21 protein-coding genes, 1 tRNA gene and 2 pseudogenes are annotated in these 25,691 nt (G+C 62.6%); 9 read left to right on the forward strand and 15 right to left on the reverse strand.

Features of this window, described 5'->3' with window-relative positions; translation table 11 throughout:
- Positions 1-3: 3 nt before the first annotated feature.
- A pseudogene (gene sthA, locus FJ930_RS06705) lies at positions 4-1,388 on the reverse strand (Si-specific NAD(P)(+) transhydrogenase).
- A gap of 218 nt (positions 1,389-1,606) precedes the next feature.
- Between sthA and FJ930_RS06710 the strand changes: the two are divergent.
- The 3 genes from FJ930_RS06710 (at position 1,607) to FJ930_RS06720 (ending at position 4,005) form a co-directional block, all read left to right on the forward strand.
- Positions 1,607-2,077, forward strand: coding sequence for an RDD family protein (locus FJ930_RS06710; RefSeq protein WP_140738497.1), 471 nt, complete (start codon positions 1,607-1,609; stop codon positions 2,075-2,077).
- A 138-nt stretch (positions 2,078-2,215) separates the two neighbouring features.
- The gene (locus FJ930_RS06715) at positions 2,216-2,980 is read left to right on the forward strand and encodes an arginyltransferase (protein WP_140738494.1); all 765 of its coding nucleotides are present in this window, start codon (positions 2,216-2,218) and stop codon (positions 2,978-2,980) included.
- A gap of 128 nt (positions 2,981-3,108) precedes the next feature.
- Positions 3,109-4,005 carry a DMT family transporter gene (locus FJ930_RS06720; protein ID WP_141836177.1) on the forward strand — a complete coding sequence of 299 codons (897 nt, stop codon included), beginning with the start codon at positions 3,109-3,111 and terminating at the stop codon, positions 4,003-4,005.
- A 36-nt stretch (positions 4,006-4,041) separates the two neighbouring features.
- Here the strand turns inward: FJ930_RS06720 and FJ930_RS06725 are convergent, their stop codons facing one another.
- Together FJ930_RS06725 and parC are read right to left on the reverse strand one after the other, a co-directional pair.
- The gene (locus FJ930_RS06725; RefSeq protein WP_140738488.1) at positions 4,042-5,256 is read right to left on the reverse strand and encodes an AI-2E family transporter; all 1,215 of its coding nucleotides are present in this window, start codon (positions 5,254-5,256) and stop codon (positions 4,042-4,044) included.
- A gap of 232 nt (positions 5,257-5,488) precedes the next feature.
- Entirely contained in the window at positions 5,489-7,741 is a 2,253-nt protein-coding gene (gene parC / locus FJ930_RS06730) for a DNA topoisomerase IV subunit A (RefSeq protein WP_141836179.1), read from the reverse strand.
- A gap of 322 nt (positions 7,742-8,063) precedes the next feature.
- Here parC and FJ930_RS06735 point away from each other — a divergent pair, with 322 nt between their 5' ends.
- The gene (locus FJ930_RS06735) at positions 8,064-9,254 is read left to right on the forward strand and encodes a hypothetical protein (protein ID WP_140738482.1); all 1,191 of its coding nucleotides are present in this window, start codon (positions 8,064-8,066) and stop codon (positions 9,252-9,254) included.
- Positions 9,255-9,486: 232 nt separating this feature from the next.
- Here the strand turns inward: FJ930_RS06735 and aspS are convergent, their stop codons facing one another.
- Positions 9,487-11,274: an aspartate--tRNA ligase gene (gene aspS, locus FJ930_RS06740; protein ID WP_181763310.1), complete on the reverse strand. Its 1,788-nt coding sequence runs from the start codon at positions 11,272-11,274 to the stop codon at positions 9,487-9,489.
- Positions 11,275-11,474: 200 nt separating this feature from the next.
- Here aspS and FJ930_RS06745 point away from each other — a divergent pair.
- Together FJ930_RS06745 and rnd are read left to right on the forward strand one after the other, a co-directional pair.
- Positions 11,475-12,709: pseudogene (locus tag FJ930_RS06745) on the forward strand (MFS transporter).
- 74 nt (positions 12,710-12,783) lie between these two features.
- Positions 12,784-13,935 carry a ribonuclease D gene (gene rnd / locus FJ930_RS06750; protein ID WP_141836188.1) on the forward strand — a complete coding sequence of 384 codons (1,152 nt, stop codon included), beginning with the start codon at positions 12,784-12,786 and terminating at the stop codon, positions 13,933-13,935.
- A 17-nt stretch (positions 13,936-13,952) separates the two neighbouring features.
- Here the strand turns inward: rnd and FJ930_RS06755 are convergent, their stop codons facing one another.
- Genes FJ930_RS06755 through guaB form a run of 3 tightly spaced genes read right to left on the reverse strand, consistent with a single transcriptional unit; the run spans position 13,953 to position 16,489 of the window.
- Positions 13,953-14,372 (reverse strand): MAPEG family protein, encoded by a 420-nt coding sequence (locus tag FJ930_RS06755; RefSeq protein ID WP_141836191.1) that lies wholly within the window; start codon positions 14,370-14,372, stop codon positions 13,953-13,955.
- 40 nt (positions 14,373-14,412) lie between these two features.
- Positions 14,413-15,036 carry a hypothetical protein gene (locus FJ930_RS06760; protein ID WP_141836194.1) on the reverse strand — a complete coding sequence of 208 codons (624 nt, stop codon included), beginning with the start codon at positions 15,034-15,036 and terminating at the stop codon, positions 14,413-14,415.
- A complete protein-coding gene (guaB, locus tag FJ930_RS06765; RefSeq protein WP_140738467.1) occupies positions 14,987-16,489 on the reverse strand; it encodes an IMP dehydrogenase in 1,503 nt (500 codons plus the stop codon). The genes FJ930_RS06760 and guaB overlap by 50 nt, the downstream gene beginning before the upstream one ends.
- A gap of 356 nt (positions 16,490-16,845) precedes the next feature.
- On the opposite strand from guaB, the gene FJ930_RS06770 reads away from it, so the two are divergent.
- On the forward strand, positions 16,846-18,267 hold the full coding sequence (locus FJ930_RS06770) for an MFS transporter (RefSeq protein WP_141836197.1): 1,422 nt from the start codon (positions 16,846-16,848) through the stop codon (positions 18,265-18,267).
- 113 nt (positions 18,268-18,380) lie between these two features.
- On the opposite strand, the gene FJ930_RS06775 is transcribed toward FJ930_RS06770, so the two are convergent.
- Entirely contained in the window at positions 18,381-19,127 is a 747-nt protein-coding gene (locus FJ930_RS06775; RefSeq protein ID WP_141836200.1) for an RlmE family RNA methyltransferase, read from the reverse strand.
- Between the two features lie 25 nt (positions 19,128-19,152).
- Positions 19,153-20,514: a Ppx/GppA phosphatase family protein gene (locus FJ930_RS06780; RefSeq protein ID WP_141836513.1), complete on the reverse strand. Its 1,362-nt coding sequence runs from the start codon at positions 20,512-20,514 to the stop codon at positions 19,153-19,155.
- A gap of 412 nt (positions 20,515-20,926) precedes the next feature.
- On the opposite strand from FJ930_RS06780, the gene FJ930_RS06785 reads away from it, so the two are divergent.
- Positions 20,927-21,859 (forward strand): lysylphosphatidylglycerol synthase domain-containing protein, encoded by a 933-nt coding sequence (locus tag FJ930_RS06785; RefSeq protein WP_141836203.1) that lies wholly within the window; start codon positions 20,927-20,929, stop codon positions 21,857-21,859.
- Between the two features lie 189 nt (positions 21,860-22,048).
- A tRNA-Gln gene (locus FJ930_RS06790) sits at positions 22,049-22,122 on the forward strand.
- Between the two features lie 56 nt (positions 22,123-22,178).
- On the opposite strand, the gene FJ930_RS06795 is transcribed toward FJ930_RS06790, so the two are convergent.
- From FJ930_RS06795 to FJ930_RS06815, 6 genes are all read right to left on the reverse strand, one after another.
- Positions 22,179-22,595, reverse strand: coding sequence for a tyrosine-type recombinase/integrase (locus tag FJ930_RS06795; RefSeq protein ID WP_141836207.1), 417 nt, complete (start codon positions 22,593-22,595; stop codon positions 22,179-22,181).
- Positions 22,577-23,020: a hypothetical protein gene (locus FJ930_RS06800; protein WP_141836210.1), complete on the reverse strand. Its 444-nt coding sequence runs from the start codon at positions 23,018-23,020 to the stop codon at positions 22,577-22,579. Before FJ930_RS06800 ends, FJ930_RS06795 begins: the two co-directional genes overlap by 19 nt.
- A gap of 340 nt (positions 23,021-23,360) precedes the next feature.
- Positions 23,361-23,690, reverse strand: a complete 330-nt coding sequence (locus tag FJ930_RS29990; RefSeq protein ID WP_181763294.1) for a hypothetical protein — start codon at positions 23,688-23,690, stop codon at positions 23,361-23,363.
- Positions 23,691-23,792: 102 nt separating this feature from the next.
- Positions 23,793-24,203: a nuclear transport factor 2 family protein gene (locus tag FJ930_RS06805; RefSeq protein WP_141836213.1), complete on the reverse strand. Its 411-nt coding sequence runs from the start codon at positions 24,201-24,203 to the stop codon at positions 23,793-23,795.
- Positions 24,204-24,287: 84 nt separating this feature from the next.
- Positions 24,288-24,887, reverse strand: coding sequence for an NADPH-dependent F420 reductase (locus FJ930_RS06810; protein WP_141836217.1), 600 nt, complete (start codon positions 24,885-24,887; stop codon positions 24,288-24,290).
- A 31-nt stretch (positions 24,888-24,918) separates the two neighbouring features.
- Positions 24,919-25,671 (reverse strand): glucose 1-dehydrogenase, encoded by a 753-nt coding sequence (locus FJ930_RS06815; RefSeq protein ID WP_141836220.1) that lies wholly within the window; start codon positions 25,669-25,671, stop codon positions 24,919-24,921.
- Positions 25,672-25,691 lie beyond the last annotated feature (20 nt).

Here is a 25,691-nt window from a genome sequence, read left to right on the forward strand (position 1 = left end):
AGCCTACCGCCCCATCCTGTTCCAGGCATCCAGCCCTGCGATCTTGTAGGCCTCGGCCAGCGTCGGATAGTTGAAGGTGTTGTTGACGAAGAAGTCGACCGTGCCGCCGAGGTTGATCACCGCCTGGCCGATATGGATCAGCTCGGTAGCGCCCTCGCCGACGATATGCGCGCCGAGCAGGCGGCGCGTCTCGATCGAGAACAGGAGCTTCAGGAAGCCGGTGTCGACGCCCATGATGTGGCCGCGCGACGTCTCGCGGAAGCGCGCCACACCAACCTCATAGGCACCGCCGCTCTGGCGCACCTGCTCTTCGGAATGGCCGACCGTGGAGATCTCCGGCACCGCGTAGATCCCATAGGGAAAGGTCTCCGGCGGCGGTGGCAACGTCACGCCGAAAGCATGGCAGGCCGCCACCCTGCCCTGCTCCATCGATGTCGAGGCAAGACTCGGAAAGCCGATGACATCGCCGGCGGCGTAGATGTTCGGCACGCTGGTCTGGAAAGTCTGCGGATCGACCTTGATGCGGCCCCTGGAGTCGGCCTCGATGCCGACCACGTCGAGACCCAGGCTGCCGACATTCCCGGTGCGGCCGGCGGCGTAGAGCACGACCTCCGAACGAATGGTGCGGCCGTCGGCCAATTCCACCTCGGCGGCTTCGGGCCTGGAGCGGATTTCCTTCACCGCGCTGCCCAGCCGGATCGTCATGCCGCGATCGCGCATCTGGTGGATGAAATCGTCGACGATCTCGCGGTCGACGAAATCGAGGATGGAGTTGCGCGGCTCGACCAGTGTCACCGGTACATCGAGCGCGGAAAAGATCGTGGCATATTCGACGCCGATGACGCCGGCGCCGATCACGGTCAGCGTGCGGGGGAGGCGGTGGAGTTCCAGCATCTCGTCGCTGTCGAAGACACGGGTCTTGTCGAAAGGCACGTCGCTCGGCCGGTGCGGCCGGGTGCCGACCGCGATCAGCGCATTGGCGAAACCGACTTCGCTGTAATCGCCATTTTCCGATGTCAGGCTGACCTTGTTGGGGCCGAGGAACTTCACCGCCGCACGCGCGCTCTTGACGTGTTGCGCATGAACTGGTGCTGCAGCACCTCGACCTCGTGGTCGAGCGTCTTGTGCAGGCGCTCGATCAGGTCGCCGACCGAGATGTCCTGCTTGACCCGGTAGCCGCGCCCGTAGAAGCCGCGCTCGCGCCAGCCTGACAGGTTGAGGACCGTTTCGCGCAGCGTTTTCGAGGGGATCGTGCCGGTGTGCACGGAGACGCCGCCCAGACGCCGGCCGCGGTCGACCACCAGCACCGATTTGCCGAGCTTGGCCGCTTGCACCGCCGCGCGGCGGCCGGAAGGGCCGCTGCCGATGACCAGCATGTCGTAATCCATGTCGCCCTGTCCCCTTGCCTCTTTCCCAGAGTGCTTTTGTTGCGCCGCAACAAGCTAATGCCATCCGCGCGCCAAATTCAACCGGTTCGGATTGTGCTCGTCGCGGTTCGAGCCTTGCGGCCCGGTGAAAGTCCTGGCCTTGATTCCGATACAGGACTTCACCATTTCATCATCGAGTGGCCCGCACCCTATGTCGGGCCCCGTTACGAGGAAATGACATGAACGCGCGCGTTCTCGACGGCGAAATCATCAATACCCGGCTCGACGATGTCAGGGCCTATGAGGGCGTGCGCACGAGGCGCATCCTGGCCTTCGTGCTCGACTACATCATCGTCGCATTGCTCACCATTCCCTTCGCCATACTGGTGTTCGTCCTCGGGCTCTTGACTCTCGGGCTTGGCTGGATGCTGTTCGGCATCCTGGTCCCGGCCGTCGCCATCCTCTACATCTGGAACACGCTGGGCAGCGCCGACCAGGCCACCACGGGCATGAAGATGATGGGCATTCGCCTCGACCGACTCGACGGCAGGCCGATCGATGGCCTCACCGCGGTCGTCCACTCAGTGCTGTTCTGGGCCGGCAACGTCATCCTGTCGCCGCTGGTCCTGCTGGTGACCTTGGTCGCTGATCGTAAGCGCACACTACATGACCTTCTGCTCGGCACGGTGGTCAGCCGCACCGGCCGTTAATGGCATTTTCCGGAAGCGCTCCCGTCGCGTCAGCGCAAATGTGAAGGCGTCCGCTTGCCCGCGCCTTCACAATCCTGTTGAATTTTTCGCTTTCCGCGCCAAAGGTAGAGCGACTCGAAGGAGCATTTCCAAGTCTCGATGACGCAGCATCCGACCCAGTCGCCGCAGTTCTTCCTGACCGCGCCGTCGCCGTGCCCCTACCTCGACGGCCAGTTCGAGCGCAAGGTGTTCACGCATCTGGTCGGCGACAAGGCCTCCGAGATGAACGACCTCCTGACGCAAGGTGGCTTCAGGCGTTCGCAGAACATCGCCTACAGGCCGGCTTGCGAGACCTGCCGCGCCTGCGTTTCGGTGCGCATCCTCGCCCAGGAATTCGTTGCCAGCCGCAACATGAAGCGCGTGCTGCAGCACAATTCCGATCTCGTTGGCGCGATGCACGATGCCGAGCCCTCGACCGAACAATATTCGCTGTTCCGCAGTTATCTCGACGCCCGCCATCGCCGCGGCGGCATGTCCGACATGACGGTGCTCGACTATGCCATGATGGTCGAGGACACCCATGTCGACACCAAGGTGATCGAATACCGGCGGCGCGGGCCCGATACCTTCATCACCGGCAAGGGTCAGGGCGAACTCATCGCGGTGGCGCTCACCGACAAGATGGCCGACGGGCTGTCGATGGTCTATTCCTACTTCAATCCCGATTTCGAAAGCCGCTCGCTCGGCACGTTCATGATCCTCGACCACATCGCCCGCGCCAAGGCGATGGGCCTGCCCCATGTCTACCTCGGCTACTGGGTCAATGGCTCGCGCAAGATGAATTATAAGATGCGCTTCATGCCGCAGGAGCATCTCGGCCCAAAAGGCTGGGAACGCTACACCAACGAAGCGGTTTCACGCTGAGTTTTTCCACGATCCACGCTTAAACTGTTTCAACGCGGGCGATGCTGGTCTTTCAGCCGGTTGGCTGGAGACAGTGCGCCATTGCACCGGCCAGCCGCCAGCCTGCATTTCATTGCGAAAGTTCCTGCATGTCCTCTCCCTACGATCACCAGAAAGGTCTTTTGATAACCGCCATCGGCGGGCTGACACTGACTGTCGACATACCATTGATCCGCCTCGCCGACGGTGGCGCATGGACGATCATGCTGCTGCGCACCGGCACCACATTCGTCGCGGCCATGATCATCTGGTCGGTCTGGCGCGCCCTGAGCCGGAACGCCCCGCAGCTCATCCCCGGCTGGTCCGGACTTGCCGTCGCCATATGCTATGGGCTGACCAGCGTTACCTTCATCACTGCCGTGTACCACACATCAACCGCCGACCTGGTGTTCATCCTGGCCTTCAACACGGTCTTCGCGGCGCTGCTGTCGTGGATATTCCTCGGGGAAAGACCGCGGCTGGCGACGATCATTGCCATGGCTGTCATGATCCTCGGCGTGCTGGTCATCGTCGGCGGCTCGATCGGCACCGGTCACTTCTTCGGCGATTTCATGGCGCTTTGCTCGGCTTTCTTCGTTGCGGTGGCCATCACCATCTCGCGCGCCAGCGGCAAGGACATGGGTTTCACCTCACTCGTCGGCGTCCTTCTGCCGCTTGGGCTGGCAGCCTTCATGGTCACCGGCGAAGGCTTTCATGTGAATGCGCCAGGGTGGATCATCTTCAACGGCGCCGTCATCATGCCGATCTCGTTCTTCTGCCTCGCCGCCGGCCCAAAATACATTTCAGGACCGGAAGTGGCGATGTTCTACCTGCTCGAAACCGTGCTGGCGCCCGTCTGGGTGTGGATGGTCTTTGCCGAGACGCCGACCCGCAACAGCCTGATCGGCGGCGGGATCCTGATCATCACGCTGGTCGCGCATTCTCTCTGGCAACTGCATGACGGCCGCAAGCGCCGGGTAGACTTCGCTGTGCACCATCCGGTGTAGGAGAACCGGGCCAGAATAAGGGTATCTGGCTTTGGGTCAGGCGCTGGCCTTCTTGGCCGCGCCAGGTTCCGGCAAGATCTCGATCTGTGGACCGGCCTCGATCTCGGCCGCCGAGTCGGCGGCCATCTCGTCGGAAAGTTCCACTTCGCGCAGCCACTCGCGCCAGATCGCGACCAGCAGCGCCATCAGCACCGGGCCGATGAAGAGACCCAGGAAGCCCATGGTCTTGACGCCGCCGATCAGGCCGAAAAAGGTTGGCAGGAAGGGCAGTTTTATCGGTCCGCCGACGAGCTTCGGGCGCAACGTCTTGTCGACGATGAACAGCTCGACCGTGCCCCATATGAACAGCGCCAGGCCGGCCATCGGCGAGCCGCTGGCGGCGAGGTAGATCGACACCAGGGTGAAGGACAGCGGCGCCCCGCCAGGGATCAGCGCCATGACGCCGGTCAAGGCGCCGAGCGTGACCGGCGACGGCACGCCAGCCAGCCAGTAGGCGATGCCCAGCACCAGCCCCTCACCGATGGCGATGACGGTCATGCCGGTCACGGTCGACGAGATGGTCGCGGGGACGACGCGCGAAATCCGCTCCCACCTTGTCGGCAGGATACGTTCGCCCAAGCGGTCGATCTGGCCTGCAAAATGCTCGCCGTCGCGATAAGCGAAGAACAGAGCGATCATCATGAAGAGCAGCGTCAAAAGCAGGCCGAAGGCGCTGCCGCCCGCCGCGAGCGCGCCGCGATAGATGCTGCCGATATTGGCGCCGCTGACCAGTTGGATGAGTTCGCCGATGCCGCCGGGATGGCCAAGATTGGTGGTCCATTGCTCGTTCAGCCAGTCGCCGACGGCAGGCATGGTTGCGATCCAATGCGGCGTCACCGCACCGTGCCGGTTGGTCTCGATCGCCCAGCCGACCCATTCGCGCACCTCGTTGATGGCATAGGTGCCGGCAAGGGCGATCGGTATGACCAGGAAGGCGAGAATGAAGAGGATTGCAAACGTCGCGGCGATGGTGCGATTGCCGCCGACCCCGGCAAGGAGGCGTCGGTAGAGCGGCCAGCTTGCGAAAGCGATGACGAGCGCCGCCAGAACGGGAAACAGGAAGCCGTGGAAGAAATAGACGCCGGCGGCGACGATCAGCACCAGCAGCCAGCGTGCCGCCGACAGCGGCGGAATGACAGCCGACCGCAGCGGCGTCGACAGGCCAAACAGGCGCTGCTGCCGTTCCGGTTTCTGGATTCTCGCTTCCTTCAAATGCCCTGCTCTCTCCGGCCCATCCGGTCAGTTATGCACTGATATAGTGCAGCAATCGTGACGATAGTCCAAATGATTGGGAATCGCCCCTGTCGGGGCGGAGATGGCCGGCAGGCCAGAGGCCGCGGAAGTGCTGGCCTTCGTTACCACAAAGAGGGAGTCACGGCAGGTCGTACCGACCCCCTCTGTCGCCTTCGGCGACATCTCCCCCTCGAGGGGGGAGATCAGCACGTCACCCGAACTTGCCCGTCCTCGGGAAACCCTTCGGCACCATGCGCCCGGCCGACGCACGGGCGCCGATCCATTCAGCCAGTTCCTCACGCGAGCGGGTGAAGGTGCGGTCGGCAGAATCCTGCCAGGACAGGCCGGTCTCCAGCGTGAACGGCTTCAGGTCGAGAAGGCCGCCATCCTTGTATTTCTGCAGCCGCACGCCCTTGCCGCGGCCCATCTCCGGAATTTCTGAAAGCGGAAAGACCAGCATCTTGCGGTTCTCACCGACGATAGCCAGGTGATCACCGGTGACCGGTACGCAGCGCTTGGCCTCGTCCGGCGCCTTGACGTTCATCACCTGCTTGCCCTTGCGGGTGTTGGCGACGACTTCCTCCTCCGGCACGATGAAGCCGTTGGCCTCGAACGAGGCCAGCAGCAGCTTGCGCTTCGGATCGTGGACGAAGGCGGTGACGATGTCCTGGTCGTTGTCCATATCGACGATGATGCGGATCGGCTCGCCGTGACCGCGCCCACCCGGCAGCCGGTCGGCACCGATCGTGTAGAACTTGCCGCCGGTTGTGAAGACCAGCACCTTGTCGGTGGTCTGGGCATGGAAGGCGAGCTTGAGGCTGTCGCCTTCCTTGAAGGTCAGCGTCGAAAGGTCGGCCAGATGGCCCTTCATCGCCCGCAGCCAGCCCTTCTCCGAAACCACCACGGTGACCGGTTCGCGCTCGATCATTGCGTGCGCGATGTCGGTCAGGTCGTGCTCGGGCGCGTCGGCGAACTGCGTGCGCCGCTTGCCGAGCCCGGTCTCCGGGCCGAATTTTTCACGCAGATTGGTGACTTCCCACTTGATCGTCGACCACTGCTTCGCATCGGACGCCAACAGCGCCTCGATCTGCTTCTTCTCGGCGCTCAGGCCGTCGAATTCCTTGCGGATTTCGAATTCTTCCAGCTTGCGCAAAGCGCGCAGGCGCATGTTGAGGATGGCTTCTGCCTGCGTGTCGGTGAGCGACCAGCGGGCCATCATCACCTGCTTGGGCTCATCCTCCTCGCGGATGATCTTGATCACCTCGTCGATGTTGAGATAGGCGATCAGGTAACCGGCAAGGATCTCCAGCCGTCTTTCGATCTCGCCCAGGCGATGCCTCGAGCGTCGGACGAGCACGTCGCGACGGTGGTCGAGCCATTCCTGCAGCACGCCCTTCAGCGACAGGACGTTAGGCACCTTGCCACGCGACAGCACGTTCATGTTGAGGGGGAAGCGGCTTTCGAGCTCGGTGAGCTTGAACAGCGATTCCATCAGGATGCCTGGATCGACGGAACGGCTCTTCGGCACCAGCACGACGCGGATGTCCTCGGCACTTTCGTCCCTGATATCCTCAAGCAGCGGCAGTTTGCGGGCCATCAAGAGCTCAGCGATCTTCTCGATCAGCCGGGCCTTTTGCACGCCGTAGGGAATTTCGGTGACAACGATGCTCCAGGTGCCCCTGCCCTGGTCCTCCTGGTTCCATTTCGACCGGACACGAAAGCCGCCGCGGCCGGTCTGGTACGCTTCGAGGATAGAGGCGCGGCTGTCGACGATGATGCCGCCGGTCGGGAAATCCGGCCCCTGGACGAAATCCATCAGCTTTGCCACCGGCGCGTCCCGGTGCTCGATCAGGTGCAATGCCGCATCGCAAAGCTCGGCCGCATTGTGCGGCGGGATCGATGTCGCCATGCCAACCGCGATGCCGGACGAGCCGTTGGCCAAGAGGTTGGGAAAGGCACCTGGCAGCACCGCCGGCTCTTCGTCTTCTTCGTTGTAGGTCGGCCGGAAGTCGACCGCATCCTCGGTGATACCCGCGAGCAGCTCGGTCGCCACATCGGTCATGCGCGCTTCGGTGTAGCGCATCGCCGCGGCATTATCGCCGTCGATGTTGCCAAAATTGCCCTGGCCGTCGACCAGGGGATAGCGCATGGAAAAATCCTGCGCCAGCCGCACCAGCGCGTCATAAATCGATTGGTCGCCATGGGGATGGAACTTACCCATCACCTCGCCGACGATACGGGCGCATTTGGCGAAGCCCTGATCGGGGTTGAGGCGCAGCAGGCGCATGGCGTGCATGATTCGACGATGGACCGGCTTCAGTCCGTCGCGCACGTCAGGCAGCGCCCGATGCATGATGGTCGACAGCGCATAGGCGAGATAGCGCTCTTCCAGCGCTTTCTTCAGATCGACCGGCTCGATGTTGTCACCGCCGCCATTTTCAGGCGGCAAAAGCCTTTTTCCCATGGGCTGGAACTAGCCGAGCGGGTGATTCGCGGCAAGAGGCGTGCACGGGGCCGACCGATTTGCGCGCCTTCGGCAACACGAAACGGCAAGGGCGGGCTTACCGACCAACATCAATCTGTTACATGCCGCCGCTATTGCGAAGCACGATAACACCTTCATGCCAAATTCACTGCATTATCCGATAGCGTTCGGATCGGTTTGCCTTTCGCTGCGATTTTTGACCATTGTGCCGGGACACGCCTTTTTCCCGTCCAGTTCGTCACGGAATGGTGATGGCGAAGAAGTGAAAAACAATTTCAGGACACTCTCAGGGAACTTTGCGATGACAATCAAACGCTCAACTCTCCGGAAATTCGCTCTTTCGACCTTCTTGCTCACACTGCCGTTGAATGCGGCCCTTGCCCAGGACACGGCGGTCGCCGATCGGCTGAAGGCGGCGCTTTCGGCCCAGGGCGTCGACATCTCCTGGACCGGCGTGACCGGCGACAACACCAGCATGGTGTTGCAGGGCGTGTCGGTAAAGCCGGCGGCGGAAAAGGAACCCCTCACCATCGGTGACGTCAAACTCGAAGGCATTACCGCGGCGAACGGTGGCTTTGACATCGCCACCGTTTCGACATCGGCGTTCGAACACAGCAAGGACGGCGTCACCCTCAATCTAAGCCCCTTCGTCATCCATGACATGGCGGTTCCCGCCGACGGCGCGACCGGCCCGCTCGGCTCGCTGATGATGTACAAGTCCGCAGAACTTTCGAACATGACGGTCAAGGTCGCCGACAAGACCGCCTTCTCGATGGACGGGCTCGCCATCCAGATCACACCGCCGGCCGACGGCAAGGCGATGGAATTCACCGGCACCACGGAAAAGTTCCACGCGGATCTGACGCTGGTCGATGACCCCAAGTCGAAAGAAGTGATCGACGCGCTTGGCTACCAGAACATCTCGGGCAATTTCGAGATGGCTGGCACCTGGCAGCCAACCGACGGCAAGATGGAACTGTCGAAATACGACATCTCCGTTGAGAATGCCGGCACGCTCGGCATGACCTTCAACCTCGGCGGCTACACACTGGACTTCATCAAGTCACTGCAGGAGATGCAGAAGAAGATGGCGGCACAGCCCCAAGGCGCCGACAATTCCGCGCAAGGCATGGCCATGCTCGGCCTCTTGCAGCAGCTTTCGTTCAACAGCGCCTCGATCCGTTTCGACGACGATTCGCTGACCGGCAAGGTGCTGGACTATGTCGGCAAGCAGCAAGGCATGTCGGCCAAGGACGTCGCCAACCAGGCCAAGGCGATCGTGCCGTTCGGCATGGCGCAGCTCAACAATCCGGAACTGACGGCGCAGGTTACGGCAGCCGTCAGCAAATATCTCGACGACCCCAAGAGCCTCGAAATCTCGGCCGAACCGCCGGCATCGGTGCCGTTCGCGCTGATCATGGCGGGCGCGATGTCCAACCCTCTCGACCTGCCGAAGACGCTCGGCGTGGCCGTCAAGGCCAACGAAGACTGATCGAATTGGCTGCCTTCTCCCCATCACTATACGGGGAGAAGGTGCCGGCAGGCGGATGAGGGCAGCGCCGACGCTTGCGGATATGAATTCCAGTCTGAAACGATTGCCTGTCAGAAGGCCTCAGCTGCTACGACCGCTCGCAAATCGCCAGCATCCGCGCTGCCCCTTATTGTCCTGCCGGACATTTCTCCCCGTGTAGTGACGAGGAGAAAGGGCAGTTGCAACGCTGCCGTCAGTCCTTCTTCACCGCCGCGACACGCAGAGCCAGTTCGCGAAGCTGCTGCGGCGTGGCCTCCGAGGGCGCGTTCATCAACAGGTCATAGGCCTGCTGGTTCATCGGGAACATGGTGATCTCGCGCAGGTTCTTGGCGCCAACCAGCAGCATGACGACGCGGTCGACGCCGGCGGCCATGCCGCCATGCGGAGGCGCGCCGTACTGGAAGGCGCGGTAAAGGCCGCCGAAGCGCTCTTCCACCGTGGCACGGTCGAGCCCGACGGTCTCGAACGCCTTGACCATGGTTTCGGGCAGATGGTTGCGGATGCCACCGCTAGCAATCTCAAAGCCATTGCAAACCATGTCGTACTGGAAAGCCTTGATGCCGAGCAGATCCTCGCCGTTCAGCGCATCGATGCCACCCTGCGGCATCGAAAACGGATTGTGGGCGAAGTCGATCTTCTTCTCGTCCTCGTTCCATTCGAAGAACGGGAAATCGACGATCCAGCACAATTCGAAGCGCTCGCGATCGACGAGGTTCAACTCCTCGCCGGCGCGGGTGCGTGCCGCTCCGGCAAAGGAAACGAACTTCTTCGGATCGCCGGCGACGAAGAAGGCGGCATCGCCATCGGCAAGGCCGAGTTGCTGCCGGATCGCCTCGGTGCGCTCCTCGCCGATGTTCTTGGCGAGCGGGCCGGCGCCTTCGAGCTTTTCGCCCTCCTTGCGCCAGAAGATGTAACCCAGCCCCGGCTGGCCCTCGCCTTGCGCCCAGGAGTTCATGCGGTCGCAGAAGGCGCGGCTGCCGCCGGTCTTTGCCGGAATGCCCCACACCTCGGCCTTGGGGTCGTTGGCGAGAATGTTGGCGAACACCTTGAAACCGGAATTGCGGAAGTGCTCGGAGACGGCCTGCATCTCGATCGGGTTGCGCAGGTCCGGCTTGTCGGAACCGTATTTGCGCATGGCGACATCATAGGGAATGCGCTGGAATTTCTGCGTCACCGGCTTGCCGTTGGCGAAGGCCTCGAAGACGCTCCGCATCACCGGCTCCATGGTCGACAGCACGTCATCCTGCTCGACGAAGCTCATTTCGAGATCGAGCTGGTAGAATTCACCGGGCAGGCGATCGGCGCGCGGGTCCTCGTCGCGGAAGCAGGGCGCGATCTGGAAATAGCGGTCGAAGCCCGACACCATGATCAACTGCTTGTACTGCTGCGGCGCCTGCGGCAGCGCATAGAACGTGCCGGGATGGATGCGCGACGGCACCAGGAAGTCGCGCGCGCCTTCCGGCGACGAGGCGGTGAGAATCGGCGTCGAGAACTCGGTGAAGCCGACATCGGTCATGCGCTTGCGCATCTCGGCGATGATCTTGGTCCTCGCCACGATGTTCCTGTGCAGCGTCTCCCGCCGCAGATCGAGGAAACGGTACTTAAGCCTGATGTCCTCGGGATAATCCGGCTCGCCGAACACCGGCAGCGGCAGTTCCTTGGCGGCAGAAAGCACTTCGATCTCGCGGGCGAAAATCTCGATCTCGCCGGTCGGCAGGTTGGCGTTGACGGTCTCGGGCAAGCGTGCCTTGACCTCGCCATCGACGCGGATGACCCATTCGCCGCGCAAGGTCTCGGCGACCTTGAAGGCAGGCGAATCGGGATCGGCGACGATCTGGGTCAGGCCGTAGTGGTCGCGCAAATCGATGAACAGCAGGCCGCCATGGTCGCGCACGCGATGCACCCAGCCCGACAGGCGAACGGAATTGCCCACATCGCTCTTTCTCAATTGGGCACAGGTATGGCTGCGGTAACGGTGCATGGTCATTGGTAAAGTCCGGGGTGCTGAGTTGTGGGCCAAGGCATCGCAGCCCGGCCCAAAAATTTGCGCGAAAAGCGCATGCGAGGCCGGATTTGTCAAGGCAAGCGGATACCGCTGGCCCAACGTCGCCCGGAATTGCCGCTGGCATTGGCGTAGGCGATGGTCCATTAAGAGATCACCGCTACGTGATCGCCTTCTTCATGTCCTCCATCCGCCCGCTGATCCCACTCCTTGTCGCCGCAGGCATCCTGCTCGGCGGCCATGGCCTGCAAAGCACGCTGATCGCGCTGCGCGGTGCGCAGGAGGGGTTTTCGGCCGCGGACATCGGGCTGATGGGTACATTCTATTTCGCCGGCTTTTTGCTCGGTTGCCTTGCCATCACGCGCATCATGAAAGCGGTAGGGCGTTCTCGGCGCTGGCGGCGATCGCCTCGGCTGGCACCTTGCTCATGGTGCTGGTGCTGGATCCGGTGATGTGGTGCGCGGTGCGCTTCGCCGGCGGCTTCTGCTTCGCCGGGTTGTTCACGATCGTCGAAAGCTGGCTCAATTCCGGCGTCACCAACAGGGACCGCGCCCGTGTGCTGGCGATCTACCGGATGGTCGATACCGGATCGGTGACATCAGCCCAGTTCCTGATTCCCCTCTTCGGTGCCGGCGGCTTCACCATCTTCGCCATTATGTCGATCATGATCACGCTGTCGCTGGTGCCGGTCTCGCTCGGCGACCGCTCCAACCCGACGCCGCCGGAGGAGGTCAAGCTTGATCTGGCGCGCGTCTGGCGCATTTCGCCATTGGGTTGCTTCGGCTGCATTGCAGTCGGCGTCACCAACAGCGCCTTTCGCACCTTGTCGCCGGTTTATGCCGAGCAGATCGGCATGTCGGTCGCCGATGTCGTCACCTTCGTCAGTGTCGGTATCTTTGGCGGCGCCGTCATCCAGTATCCGCTCGGCTACCTCTCCGACCGCTGGGACAGGCGCCGGGTCCTGTTGATGACGACCTGCTGCGCGATGTTTTCAGCGCTGGCGCTGGTGTTCATCGCCGGCAGCAATCCGCTGCTCAACTTCATCATCATCTTCATCTTCGGCTGTTTCGCCATGCCGCTCTATTCGCTGTCGGCGGCGCATTCCAATGACCGTGCCGGCAAGGGCGAGTTCGTACTGATCAACGCGGCGCTGATGCTGTTCTATTCCTTCGGCGCCATCGGCGGCCCTTTCGCCGCCTCCACGGCCATGCAGTATTTCGGGCCAAGCGCGCTTTTCGTGTTCAGCGCCATCGTCTATGCAATCTTCATGGCCGTCATCCTCTACCGCATGCAGGCCCGGTCCGGCGTCCCGGCGGGCAAACGCAGCCGCTTCACCGCGCTGTTGCGCACATCGACCGTTTTCGCCCGGCTGGCCAGAAGAAACGGCGATCCAGACAACGCAGAGGGGCCGTAACGCGTGCACCACGGCTTGACGAAAGCCTTCCCGGCTGAAATCTAGGAGACCCTACTCCTGCCAAAAGCGATTTGATGCACGTCATCACCACCCAGAAAGAACTCGAGACCGTTCTCGCCGCTTTCGAAAAGTCGAAATTCGTCACCGTCGACACCGAATTCATTCGCGAAACGACCTTCTGGCCAATCCTGTGCCTGATCCAGATGGCGGCCCCCGGCGTGACGGCGCTGATCGATCCGCTTTCGCCCGACATAAACCTCACCCCGTTCTTCAGGCTGATGGCCAACGAGGCGGTGGTCAAAGTCTTCCATGCCGCCCGGCAAGACATCGAGATCATCGTCCATCTCGGCGATCTGGTTCCGCATCCGGTGTTCGATACGCAGGTCGCGGCAATGGTCTGCGGCTTCGGCGACAGCGTTTCCTACGACCAGCTCGTGCAGCGCATTACCGGGGCGCGACTCGACAAGTCGTCGCGTTTCACCGACTGGCGCCACCGGCCGCTTTCCGACAAGCAGCTGGATTACGCGCTCGCCGACGTCACCCATCTGATCGAGGTCTATCAACACCTGAGCGCCGAGCTGGCGCGGGAAAACCGCGCTCACTGGCTGAATGAGGAAATGGATGTCCTGACCTCGCGCGAGACCTACGATCCGCACCCCGAAGATGCCTGGAAGCGGCTGAAGATGCGGCTGCGCAAACCGCAGGAACTGGCGATCGTGCAGGCCGTCGCCGCATGGCGCGAGCGCGAGGCCAGGGAACGCGACGTGCCGCGCGGCCGCGTGCTCAAGGACGATGCGATCTACGAGGTGGCGCAGCAGGCGCCGCGCGATGCGGTCGCCCTTGCCAAGCTGCGCACGACGCCCAAGGGCTGGGAGCGTTCGTCGACGGCGACAGCCCTGCTTGGAGCCGTCAATACGGCGCTGGCCTTGCCCAAGGAGCAGATGCCGAAACTGCCGAAGAATTTTCAGCCGCCGGAGGGCTCAAGCGCTGCGGCGGAACTGTTGAAAGTGCTGCTCAGGATCGTCGCCGAAAAACAGGGCGTGGCCTCGAAAGTGCTGGCCTCCAGCGACGATATCGACCGCATCGCGGCCGAGGGGGACGCCGCCGACGTGCCGGCCCTGCAGGGGTGGCGACGGGCTGTATTCGGGGAACAGGCGCTGCAGCTTGTGCGCGGCGAGATCGGCATCAAGTTCGACAAGCGCAAGATCGCGGTGTTCGATCTGTAGGCGCCTGCCGGCGCGGCTCAAACCACTTGCAGCAGGTGCAGGGCGAACCAGATCCACCCCAGCAAAAGAACCACCGCCCCGAGGACGAAAGACCGGTTGCGCAGGCGCAGACTGTTGCTGGTCAGGTGGATCCAGGCGTGGACATAGCGTGTCAGGACAAAAATCCACATCAGCGCCAGCGTAAGATAGTTGACGCCATTGGTCAGGTGCAGCGCCAGGCACAGCACATAGAACAGCACCGGCAATTCGAATTGGTTGATGAGATTGCTGGCAACGGTGACGCTGGAGACAGGTTCGGTCGAGCGCGCCTTGTATTGGCCGGCCTTGGCTTCGCCCGACCTGACGGCAAAATATCTGCGCCGGCCGAGGACTGCGTAAACGATATAAATCAGCAGCACGTGCGCAAGCATCGGCCAGAAGATCGCCGTCTGGTTCATGAAGTGGCCCCTGCCCTGTTCGGCATCGATTCTGGCGTCATCAATCCTGGCGTGTCTGGCCCGCCACCCAGAAAACGGCAATCGCGATAACCGGGACGGCGAGAAGCGCGAATTTAGTGACGATCAGCGCCGAGGCGAAGGCCAGCGAATCCGGGTTGGCGTACAGGAAGTCAGACAAAAGCCGCGCCACAGCGACGTTCTGGGCATAGTCGGCGATCGTGTAGGGCAGCACAAGGACCAGCGCGAAAATCGACTGCACCTGCCCCGACAGTACGCGGAAATTCTTCAGGCGACGACCGGTCGCCAGGATCAGGCTGACCAGCGTCAGCGACAGCAATGCCGGGAACAAGAGGTCGAAGGTCAGATAGTGCCAGACCAGAATGATCTCGCCACCGCGCCGGCCGAGCGTGGTCAGCCAGGCCATGCCTTCGTCGGGCGTAAAACCGAAATAACGCATGTCGAGCGAAGGCAGGCCGCCGCTCAATTGGCGGAAATAGAAGAACTCCAGCACCGTCATGACGATGAAAACCGCCGCCGACAGGAAACAAAGCGCGGCAGCGTGACGTGACAGTCGCAGGACCGCCTCCGTCAGGCTTCGCCCGAAACCGTCGGAATCAGGCTCCGCCGGGATAGTTCGGGCTTTCGCGGGTAATCGTGACGTCATGGGCGTGGCTTTCACGAAGTCCGGCGTTGGATATGCGCACAAAAGTGGCGCGTTCGCGGAAATCGGCAAGATCGCGACCGCCTACATAACCCATAGCGGCTTTCAGGCCGCCTGCAAGCTGGTGCAGCACGCCAGACACAGGTCCTTTGTAGGGAACCTGCCCTTCAATGCCTTCCGGCACCAGTTTCAGCGTATCGCGCACCTCGGCCTGGAAGTAGCGGTCGGCGGAGCCGCGCGCCATTGCGCCGACAGAACCCATGCCGCGATAGGCCTTGAAGGAGCGGCCTTGGTGCAGATAGACCTCGCCTGGGCTTTCGTCGGTTCCGGCCAGCAGCGAGCCGATCATGGCGGCGCTGGCGCCGGCCGCGAGCGCCTTAGCGAGATCACCGGAATATTTGATGCCGCCGTCGGCAATAACCGAGGCACCCGATTTGTGCGCCGTCTCGACCGCCGACATGATGGCCGAAAGCTGCGGCACGCCGACACCGGCAACGATGCGTGTGGTGCAGATCGAGCCCGGGCCGATGCCGACCTTGACGGCGTCGGCGCCAGCATCGATCAGCGCCTGCGTGCCTTCGGCGGTGGCGACATTGCCGGCCAGGATGCGAACCGAGTTGGAGAGTTTCTTGGCACGCGTGACCGCATCCAGCACGCGCTGCGAGTGGCCATGCGCGGTATCGATCACCAGAAGGTCTACTCCGGCTTCGATGAGCCGCTCGGCGCGCTCGAAGCCGTCGTCGCCGACGCTGGTGGCGGCCGCCGCGCGCAGGCGCCCCTGCGCGTCCTTGCTGGCATGCGGGTTGAGCTGCGACTTCTCGATATCCTTGACGGTGATCAGGCCGACGCAATTTCCTGACTTGTCGACCACGACGAGTTTCTCGATCCGGTGCTGGTGCAGAAGCCGCTTGGCTTCGTCCTGGTCGACATTCTCCTTGACCGTGATCAGATTCTCACGCGTCATCAATTCGTAGACCTTCTGCGCCGGATCGGAGGCAAAGCGCACGTCGCGATTGGTCAGGATGCCGACCAGGCGCCCGGTCTTGTGGCCGCCAGTGCCGCCATTCTCAACCACCGGAATGCCGGAGATCGAGTAGGTGCGCATCAGCGACAGCGCATCGGCGAGCGTGGCGTCGGGGCCGATGGTGACCGGGTTGACCACCATGCCGGACTCGAATTTCTTGACCTGCCGCACCTGTTCGGCCTGCTCCGCCGGCGAAAAATTGCGGTGGATGACGCCGATGCCGCCGGCCTGGGCCATGGCGATGGCCAGGCGCGCCTCGGTGACGGTGTCCATCGCCGCCGACAGGATCGGTACATTGAGGTCGATGTCGCCGGCGATGCGGGTGCGGATGTCGGTCTGGCCGGGCATGACCTCGGAATGGCCGGGCTGCAACAGCACGTCGTCAAAGGTCAGCGCCAGCGCGCCGGTGGACGTTTCGATGATCTTTGCCATGGCCAGCCCTTTGAATGCGGAAAAAGCGCTGGACCGGAATGGACAGCGCCGACTCTCATCTTCCCTTTCAGGATTGGCGCTGGCTGGTAACACGTCGCGGCGCCGATGAAAAGCCGATCGTTGCGGCGTTCCGCGTTCTAGTCGCCAGACTTCCCCGCCACAGCATCAAGCAATGCATGGCGCGGCGCTGCGAAAGGACTGATGGGGCATGCCAAAGCGAAAGTCCGCATCCCCTCGGTCGCACAAAAGTGACAGCAAATTAACACGACATCGGTGTCCAGCCGTGATAACCGCCCCCTTATATCGGCATATCGGCTCGCCCCCGGCCGGAAAGAGAATTTGAAACGGGCACGCTCGTGAATCGCACCATTCCGCTCATCCTGGCGGTCGCACTTTTCATGGAAAACATGGATTCGACCGTGATCGCGACGTCGCTGCCGGCGATCGCCATCGATATCCATACCAGCCCTATCGCGCTCAAGCTGGCGCTGACCGCCTATCTGGTGTCGCTGGCGATCTTCATTCCGATCAGCGGCTGGATGGCCGACCGCTTCGGCGCCAAGAATATCTTCCGCGCCGCAATCGCGGTCTTCATCGCCGGTTCGGTCGCCTGCGCGTTCTCAGGTTCGCTGCCGGCCTTCGTTGTGTCGCGCTTCCTGCAAGGCATTGGCGGCGCCATGATGACGCCAGTCGGGCGCCTGGTGCTGGTGCGGGCCACGCCCAAGAGCGAGCTGGTCGCGGCCATGTCGTGGCTGACCATTCCCGCGCTGGTCGGCCCGCTGGTGGGCCCGCCGATCGGCGGCTTCATCACCACCTACTTCACGTGGCACTGGATCTTCCTGATCAACGTGCCGATCGGCCTGATCGGCATCTGGCTGGCCACGCGCTTCCTGCCCAAGACCGAATCCATGGAGACGCCGCCGCTCGACTTCATCGGCTTCGTGCTGAGCGGGCTGGCGGCTTCCGGGATCGTGTTCGGCCTGTCGGTGGTCAGCCTGCCCTATTTGCCGCCGGCGACCGGCTTCATCACCGTGGCGGTCGGGCTGGTGTCGGGCGCGCTTTACCTGATGCATGCGCGCCGCGCCAAAAATCCGCTGCTGGCGCTCGAACTGTTCCGCAACCAGGTGTTCCGTTCCTCCGTATTCGGCGGCTCGCTGTTCCGCATCGGCATCGGGGCGGTGCCGTTTCTTTTGCCGCTGATGTTCCAGATCGGCTTCGGGCTGACGCCGTTCCAGTCCGGCATGATCACTTTCGTCTCGGCGATCGGGGCCATCGGCATGAAATTCGTCACCGCTCTGATCTTCCGCGTCGTCGGCTTCCGCCGCGTTTTGATCGTGGGCTCGCTGGTCGCCGCCGGATCGATCGCCATCAACGGCCTGTTCACGCCCGACACGCCCTACCTGCTGATGCTGTCCGTGCTTCTGGTCGGCGGCTTCATCCGCTCGATGTTCTTCACCGGCGTCAACGCGCTGTCCTACGCCGAGGTTTCGGCCGAGGACACCAGCAAGGCGACGCCGATCACCGCCGTATTCCAGCAACTGTCGATCGCGCTTGGCGTGGCGATGGCCGGCGGCATATTGGAAGTGTCGACGAGCGTCCATGGCGGACCGCTGACGCTGACGGATTTCCATACCGCCTTCTTCATCGTCGCCGCGATTTCGGCCGCCGCATCACTATCGTTCATGCGGCTGGCGCCTGACGCCGGCAACGCCGTGTCGGGCCATGGGCGGCTAACGACACCCAAAACGCTGGAACCGGCAAGGTCGCCGGGGGAGTGAGGCAGCCCTTTCCTTCTCCCCTTGCTTGCGGGAGAAGGTGGATCGGCGCGCAGCGCCGAGATGGTTGAGGGTGTTCCAGCGGAGTGAGACGTTGATGTTCCTTGGAACACCCCTCATCCGTCGCCTTCGGCGCCACCTTCTCCCACAAGGGGAGACGGAAGGGAGCGCCCCTTAAAATCCTTCGCCAGCAAATAGAGTTCGACCGACTCATCGCGCGAAGCCGGCGGTTTGACGTGGTGGACGGAGCGGAAATTCTTCTTGAGCATTGACAGCAGCTCGTTTTCTGCGCCGCCCTGAAAAGTCTTGGCGAGGAAATGTCCGCCGGGCTTCAGCACGGACAGCGCGAAATCGGCCGCCACCTCGCACAGATGCATGGTGCGGATGTGGTCGGTCCGCTTATGGCCGGTGGTCGGAGCCGCCATGTCGGACAGCACGACATCGGGATCGCCACCCAGCGCCTCGGCCAGCTTGCGCGGCGCATCCGCATCGAGGAAATCCATCAAAAGCACCGGCGCTCCAGGCACGGCATCCATTTCCAGATAATCGATGCCGACGACATGTGGATTTTCCGCCGTCGATTTCGTGCGCGCGGCCGCCACCTGGCACCAGCCGCCGGGGGCAGCACCCAGGTCGATCACCTTCATGCCAGGCTTCAGGAGATGATGCTTGTCGTCGATCTCGATCAGCTTGTAGGCCGCGCGCGAGCGATAGCCGTCAGCCTTCGACCTCTGCACATAGGGGTCGTTGATGTGGCGCTGCAGCCAGCGGCGCGAGGACTCCTTCAGGCCGCTCTTCTTCTTGATACGCGTCTTCAGCACGCGAATGCCGGCCGTCCCTGGCTTTTCCGGTTTCTTGGTCATCGCTTGATTTCTTGTCCGAGCGTGATCATGCTCTGCCACGCCCATCATTGCGCCAGACGCCGTCATCGGCCATCAGTTCGCTCAATATGCCCTCGCGCAGGCCACGATCGGCGACACGCAGCCGCTCCGACGGCCAAACCGCGCGGATCGCCTCCAGTATGGCGCAGCCGGCCAGCACCAGATCGGCGCGATCGGCGCCAATGCAGGGATTGGCCACACGCTGCTGGAAATCCCAGCCGACCAGTCTCTCCACCATGCGGTCGACGCTGTCGCGGTCCATCCACAGCCCGTCGACCCGGCGCCGATCGTAACGCTCAAGATCGAGGTGGACGCCGGCGAGCGTCGTCACCGTGCCGGACGTGCCCAGCAGATGGAAGTTCGGGCTGGTCTTGAGGTGGCTCAGCCGGTCGCGACCATCGAAGGCCGCCAACCGGCCGGCAACGTCATCGACCATGGCCGTGAAGATTTCGCGTGTCACCGTGCGGCCGCCGAAACGTTCGGCCAGCGAGACGACGCCGACCGGCAGCGACGTCCAAGAGACGATATGGTTGGCGAGGCGCGGCGACCGGCGACCGGTGAGATCGATCAGCGCGATTTCCGAAGAGCCGCCGCCGATATCGAACAGGACGACGCCCTGCGTGTCGCGCTCGACCAGCGAGCCGCAGCCGGACACCGCCAGCCGCGCCTCGGTCTGGCGGTCGATGATCTCGAGCTTCACGCCGGCCTCGCGCTCGACGCGTTCCAGGAACTCGACGCCGTTTGCCGCCGAGCGGCAGGCTTCCGTGGCGATCAGCCTTGCCTTCCTGATCTTGCGGCTGCGCAATTTGTCGCCGCATATCTTCAGCGCCTCGACGGCGCGGTCCATCGCCGGCTGGCTGAGCCGGCCATTGGCGGTGAGCCCTTCGCCCAGCCTGACGATGCGCGAGAAGGCATCGATGACGCGGAACTGGCCATGCCGTGTGGGAACGGCGACCAGCAGCCGGCAATTGTTGGTGCCGAGGTCGAGGGCCGCGAAGACGGGAAGCTCGTGCACCGGCGGCCGGCGGGTGCTCTGCTCCGGACGCGGCGTTGGAGCGACGAGTGAGATGACCGGAGCCGCCTGCTTCGGTTCCATGGCCGAGACAGCGGCCTTGCCTGGCATCGGCGATCGATTGTCCTGGGCGCGCGCTTCGTCGCGCGCAAAAACCTTGCGCCCGCGCCTTCGCTTGCGCCGCTTCTTGGGCTTGCCCTTCTGGTTGCGTGTCGCGTCGCCCGCCGGCCCGTCGGCGGAGCGAAGCTCCGTCGGGCGGCGTTGCTGCCAACCGGCTGTCCCCGAGCCAGATGGCCCTGGAGAAGCGCTGGACGCGCCCACCTCCGGCGCGCCTGCGCCGGTGTCGCGGTCTTCCACTGTCGTTCCTTCCGGCGCCGCGCGAACCGATGACGGACGCTGCAGGCGCTTTGGCATGTTTCAAGTTGCCGCCAGACTAACAGCGGTGCGCCCGATCACCAAGAGCCATGCGCCGAATTTTGCCGGCTGGGCTCCCAAGCCACCTTCGCGCGTAATGTAGCCGCAAGGCTGGATTGATAGCATGAGACTGTCGGAGACGATCTCCCGGAAGAGCCGACGCCTCACCGCGTGCTGACCCCTTTGCACCGCCCTCGGTGCGGGCGGATATTGCAAGCGGCCGGCACGGTAAGCGTTCGCGGTTGAATAGCCGGCTTCAATGAGGCATTTCTGAAATGAACGGAAGAAGCAGGGCAACCGGCCTCCCATCTTCAAGAGAAAAGGAAGCGGACACGCAACGCATGGCGGTCAGGCAATGAACTGGAGACGCTATTTCTGGCCGGTCGTCGGCGGTGCCGCGGTGATCTTCTCGCTGCTGCTGCTCTGGCACGAACTGCGCGGCATCTCGATCGACGATGTCTGGGACGGGCTGGCCGCCATTCCAACCCGCGGCTGGGTGCTGGCGGCGCTCAGTTCCGTCATCGCCTATGCCTCGCTCGCCGGCTACGACCACATCGCGCTCCTGCATATCGGCAAGAGAGTGTCGTGGCTGTTCGTGACGTTGTGCTCCTTCACCACCTATGCGCTTTCGCACAATATCGGCGGTTCGGTGTTCTCCGGCGCCGTCATCCGCTACCGCGCCTATGGTACCAGAGGGCTGACCGGACAGGATGTCGGCGTGCTGGTGGCAATCTGCTGGATCACCTTCGTGCTGTCGACCATCCTGACGGCCGGCCTGGTGCTGGTGTTCGAGCCGCAGATTCTTGATCGGTTTTCCGGCATTGCCCATCATGGCCTGTCGGAAGCGGCCGGCATCGCGATGCTGCTGATCGTCGCCGCCTATATATTCGGCAGCTGGCTGCATCTGCGCCCGCTGAAGATCGCCAGCTTCCAGCTGCACTATCCGGCGCTGCCGATCGTCGCCAGGCAGTTGCTTATAGGCCCGATCGAATTGCTCGCCGCCGCCGCGATCATCTTCTTTGCCCTGCCCGAAGCCCACAATCCCGGCTATTTCGTCGTGCTCGGCGTATTCCTCGTCTCCTTCTCGGTCGCCCAACTCTCGCACGCGCCAGGCGGGCTTGGCGTGTTCGAGGTGGTGTTCCTCGCAGGCCTGTCAGACATGGACCCGGTGGGTGTGCTGGCCGCACTCCTGGTGTTTCGGCTGTTCTACCTGATCATCCCGCTGATTCTGGGCCTCGGCGTGGTGCTGTTCTTCGAACGCTCGCAATTCAGCCGGACAGAGAGCTGAGGCGCGGCCAGCGGGCTTCTCCCCCGGTTCACGGGAGAGGTTCCGGCAGGCGGTGAGGGGCGGCGCACACTTGTGCATTTTACCCGGGATTGAACCGCAAAGCAGGCTTGACTATTTTCCGCTGGCGGCTACAAGGCAGCGCTCAAGCGGCTCAGCCGCTCGGCCCGCGCGGTTCATGACCACGCCTGCTGGGGAATAGGTTAACGGTAGACCCACGGACTCTGACTCCGTTAGTCCTGGTTCGAATCCAGGTTCCCCAGCCAAGCAAAATCAACGACTTAGGCCAATCCAGACACGCCGACGAAGCCGCCATGTCGCGTCAAGCGCCAAGCAGGGACTTTTCCGCCGCTGCCAGTTCCTCCTGGTCATTGGTGCCAGGGAACAGATGGCCGTAGGTGTCGGCGGTCGTGACGATGCTGGAATGCCCCATGCGCGCCTGCACCGTCTTAATGTCCTTGCCCTGCCCGCCGGCCTCCTTCGGGTTGATCAACCAGCTTGCATAGAAGTGGCGCAGCGCGTGCAGGCCGGTGTATTTCGCTGCCATGACCGGATTGCCATCCTTGTCGACCTTCGGCTTCCCGTTTCTATCGAGCGCGGGAACCGTGAGGCCGGCGGCGATCTGTGGCGGGTGAAGGCCGCGCGTCACGATGTTGGCGTGAAACTCGATGTTGCCCTCGCCATTCGGGAACACCAGGTCGAGCTTGCCCTTCGGGCATTTTAGCTTCCACTCGCGCATAAGGTGATCAAGACCCCAATTGCAGCCGCCATCACGATGGACAGCGCACCTATTTTCGTCAGTTGCCGCGTCAACGGATCGGCCGGTAGTGGTTCGTTCGCCATTCTCGCGATTAAGCGCCGGGCACGCTCGTCCTCTCTGCGACTTTCATATTTTGCCTTGCGCGCATCGAGCAGCTCTTGGGCATAGATTTGTCTGCAGTGTTCCGATGCGACCTGCGAATTGGAGTCCAGCCATACCTTAAACAAGTCGGGCTCAATGCGGACAGGAGCGTAGGTGAGTCCCTCCAAGCTCTCCATGTTCGTCGCATCGAAATTCCTGTGCCACTCTTCCCAGGTCGGGGGCATATCCCCGGCACCAGGAAGCTGCCGGATAAGGGAATAATCGTCTGGGGTGTAGACCGGAAGTGCCGGCAATTCCCGCATGGCGACCTAGCCGACGAAGGCGTGTACGATAGCAAAGCCAATGCCGATAGCGACGCCCAGGAAGAGCTTTTCCGCAAGATCGAGGGCAAAGGCGCGGAACCGAGGCCAAACGCTTGCCTGGGCCCCTCTGAGGGCAGCGGCGATGTCATCAAACGCGTGTTCCATGCCGACCAACATAGATCGAAACCGCGAATCTGTGAATCCCCGGTTTGTTCTCATGTGGACTTGTCGACCAACGGCATCTTTCTCTTCGGAGGTACGTAGGCGGTCACCAGCCTCACGGTGTCGGCGTTGACTGTGACCGGCACACCGAGGTTCACCGTCACCCAATCCCTCCCTTTCAGCGGGCCAGAAAGCATCCTTGACGAATGGTATCCTCGTAGCATTTGTCGGAAAATCCGGGATGACGTTGGCGGAGTTGGTCAACGATCTCCGGACGACCAAATCTATGGGCGAGTGCATCCTCGCCGGCTTGATAAGCGTCTTGTAAAAGTGCGCGCGCCCGGCGACGTGCGTCATCGATCTCGACCTCTGAAAAGCGATCTCTCAGAACACGTAAGTCAATTGGAAGAGGCCGCTCACCGAGTGGACCGAACGGTTGATGAGAGCTGTTATACGAAATAATTGCAAAGGCTGCATCGAGCAGCCCGGCGTTTCGCACTTCTGTCACGACCTTACGGCCAGGTATTCGACGAGAGGGCGGGCGTGCGAGGGGGCAATGCACCGGCTGATCCACCGTCCACTCCGAGCCGATGGCCGCAGAGAGCCAGCGCTACGCAGAGCCGGACGCGTCCATCTGCGAGGCCCGGGCCAGCGCTTGCGTGTCGACGTATTCCCGGATGTTGGTCAGTCTGCCGTCCCGGACCGTGACGGCGAAGACCCAGTCGTCCTCGAACATCTTGTTCGTAGCTTTGATCTTTCCCCTCGCGAAGCCGACGACGAGGACCCGGTCTCCTTGCGCCACGAACTCCCGGGGCTCCGTGGACGTTTCTATCGACTTGGATGCCGTCTCAACCAAATCAGCCAGCCCGGCGTGTCCGTGCCGCGTTCCGGCCAAGGGCCAGTCCTCGCCCGGAATGATCCACTCGATGTCTTCTGCGACCAGCGCCAGCAGAGCCTTCCTGTCGCCGCGGCCGATCGCGGCGAAGAAGTTCTTCACGGTCTGGATGTTCTCGATGCTCATGGGAATTCCTCCATTTCGCACGGATCGCATCGCGCTCGATCCGATCCGTGCATCGTGGCCCGGCCGGTTGGCACGTCGTGTTCATCAGTCGAACTTGACAAGGTCCTGAAAGATCAGATGACCCCAGCTACGTCCGCGCGCCTGGACTAGCAGCCCACCTTCCGACAGCCGGCCAAGTTTGATCGGCGAGAAACCGAGATTTTCCGCGAGCGCACCAATCTCCGCCGCCGCAGCGTCATCGTCGCTCGCCAGGAACACGACTCTCCTGCCACCATGCACGGCCGGGTCCTGGTCAAGGACGGCGGCGACCAAATGGTTGAAGCCCTTGACCAGTCGTCCACCAGAGAAGGCTTGCGCGACGAACCTGGAAGAAGGCTGTCCTCCCAGGTCCTCAGGGGGCACGCCATAGGCGTTGGTCACATCGACGATGGTCTTGCCCTGCCATGTGGACAGCGCGTTCGCGACCCCCGGGTGCGACTCGAAACGGACAGCCAAAAAGATGATGTCCGCCTTGACGGCTTCCGCCAGGGTTTTGGGAATGATCGTCGGTCCGATCGCGGCCGCGTCGGCTGCAAAGCTTTCCGGGTCGCGCGTGGTTGCGACGTATACCTCGATGCCCTCGCGGGCAAATGCCTTGGCGAGGGCGCGGCCGATATTTCCGAAGCCGATAATTGCGTAGCTCATGATGTCTCTCTGATCTTGTGTGATGCCGGGGTCAGACCTGGGCCATGCCTCCATCGACGGCGAAATCCACGCCGGTGATGTAAGAGCTTTCGTCAGAAGCAAGGAACGTGACGGCAGCCGCAATTTCCTCTGGCTTGCCCCTGCGACCCATTGGTATCTGTGAAGCAAACTGGGCGGCCGCTTGCTCGGCTTGCTCGGGGGTAAGGCCCGTCGTTGTCTCCAACGCCGGGGTCTCGGTTGGTCCGGGACTCATTGAATTCACGCGAATTTTGCGATCTTTCAGCTCCAGTGTCCAAGCGCGCGCGAAGTTTCGCACCGCCGCCTTACTCGCAGCGTAGGTGCTGAACCCTGGCAGCCCCAACACGTTGGAGACCGAAGAGGTCAGGATGATCGAACCGCCGTCTCTGAATAGAGGAAGCGCCTTCTGCACCGTGAAAAACAGCCCCTTCACGTTCACATCGAAGGTCTGGTCAAAATGGGCCTCAGTCGCTGCCGCGAGCGGTGCGATTGTCCCCGCGCCTGCGTTCGCGAAGAGAATGTCGATGTGGCCGTGTTTCTCTTTCACGACGCCATAGACCCGGTCCAGATCCTCCAAACGCGACACGTCGCCCGCGGCCGTCGTAACGTTTCTCTCGATGAAGGCTGCGGCCTCCTTCAGCTCTGTCTCTCGTCGCCCGGTGATCACCACGTGCGCGCCTTCTTCAACAAAGCGCTTGGCTGTCGCCAACCCGATCCCGCTGCTTCCGCCGGTGATGACAGCGACCTTACCTTGTAGCTTTTTCATGATCTTCTATCCTTCGTTGT

It is taken from the genome of Mesorhizobium sp. B2-4-15, assembly GCF_006658505.1.
Taxonomy (GTDB): Bacteria; Pseudomonadota; Alphaproteobacteria; order Rhizobiales; family Rhizobiaceae; genus Mesorhizobium.

What these genes read in the sequence shown, in the direction of transcription:
- FJ930_RS06815 (WP_141836220.1), bottom strand. Translation starts at nt 25,671, where the DNA reads ATGAAAAAGCTACAAGGTAAGGTCGCTGTCATCACCGGCGGAAGCAGC.
- FJ930_RS06800 (WP_141836210.1), bottom strand. Translation starts at nt 23,020, where the DNA reads ATGCGGGAATTGCCGGCACTTCCGGTCTACACCCCAGACGATTATTCC.
- FJ930_RS06785 (WP_141836203.1), top strand. Translation starts at nt 20,927, where the DNA reads ATGAACTGGAGACGCTATTTCTGGCCGGTCGTCGGCGGTGCCGCGGTG.
- FJ930_RS06715 (WP_140738494.1), top strand. Translation starts at nt 2,216, where the DNA reads ATGACGCAGCATCCGACCCAGTCGCCGCAGTTCTTCCTGACCGCGCCG.
- FJ930_RS06760 (WP_141836194.1), bottom strand. Translation starts at nt 15,036, where the DNA reads ATGACGTCACGATTACCCGCGAAAGCCCGAACTATCCCGGCGGAGCCT.
- FJ930_RS06755 (WP_141836191.1), bottom strand. Translation starts at nt 14,372, where the DNA reads ATGAACCAGACGGCGATCTTCTGGCCGATGCTTGCGCACGTGCTGCTG.
- rnd (WP_141836188.1), top strand. Translation starts at nt 12,784, where the DNA reads ATGCACGTCATCACCACCCAGAAAGAACTCGAGACCGTTCTCGCCGCT.
- FJ930_RS06810 (WP_141836217.1), bottom strand. Translation starts at nt 24,887, where the DNA reads ATGAGCTACGCAATTATCGGCTTCGGAAATATCGGCCGCGCCCTCGCC.
- FJ930_RS06735 (WP_140738482.1), top strand. Translation starts at nt 8,064, where the DNA reads ATGACAATCAAACGCTCAACTCTCCGGAAATTCGCTCTTTCGACCTTC.
- FJ930_RS06720 (WP_141836177.1), top strand. Translation starts at nt 3,109, where the DNA reads ATGTCCTCTCCCTACGATCACCAGAAAGGTCTTTTGATAACCGCCATC.
- FJ930_RS06775 (WP_141836200.1), bottom strand. Translation starts at nt 19,127, where the DNA reads ATGACCAAGAAACCGGAAAAGCCAGGGACGGCCGGCATTCGCGTGCTG.
- aspS (WP_181763310.1), bottom strand. Translation starts at nt 11,274, where the DNA reads ATGCACCGTTACCGCAGCCATACCTGTGCCCAATTGAGAAAGAGCGAT.
- guaB (WP_140738467.1), bottom strand. Translation starts at nt 16,489, where the DNA reads ATGGCAAAGATCATCGAAACGTCCACCGGCGCGCTGGCGCTGACCTTT.
- FJ930_RS06710 (WP_140738497.1), top strand. Translation starts at nt 1,607, where the DNA reads ATGAACGCGCGCGTTCTCGACGGCGAAATCATCAATACCCGGCTCGAC.
- FJ930_RS06795 (WP_141836207.1), bottom strand. Translation starts at nt 22,595, where the DNA reads ATGCGCGAGTGGAAGCTAAAATGCCCGAAGGGCAAGCTCGACCTGGTG.
- FJ930_RS06805 (WP_141836213.1), bottom strand. Translation starts at nt 24,203, where the DNA reads ATGAGCATCGAGAACATCCAGACCGTGAAGAACTTCTTCGCCGCGATC.
- parC (WP_141836179.1), bottom strand. Translation starts at nt 7,741, where the DNA reads ATGGGAAAAAGGCTTTTGCCGCCTGAAAATGGCGGCGGTGACAACATC.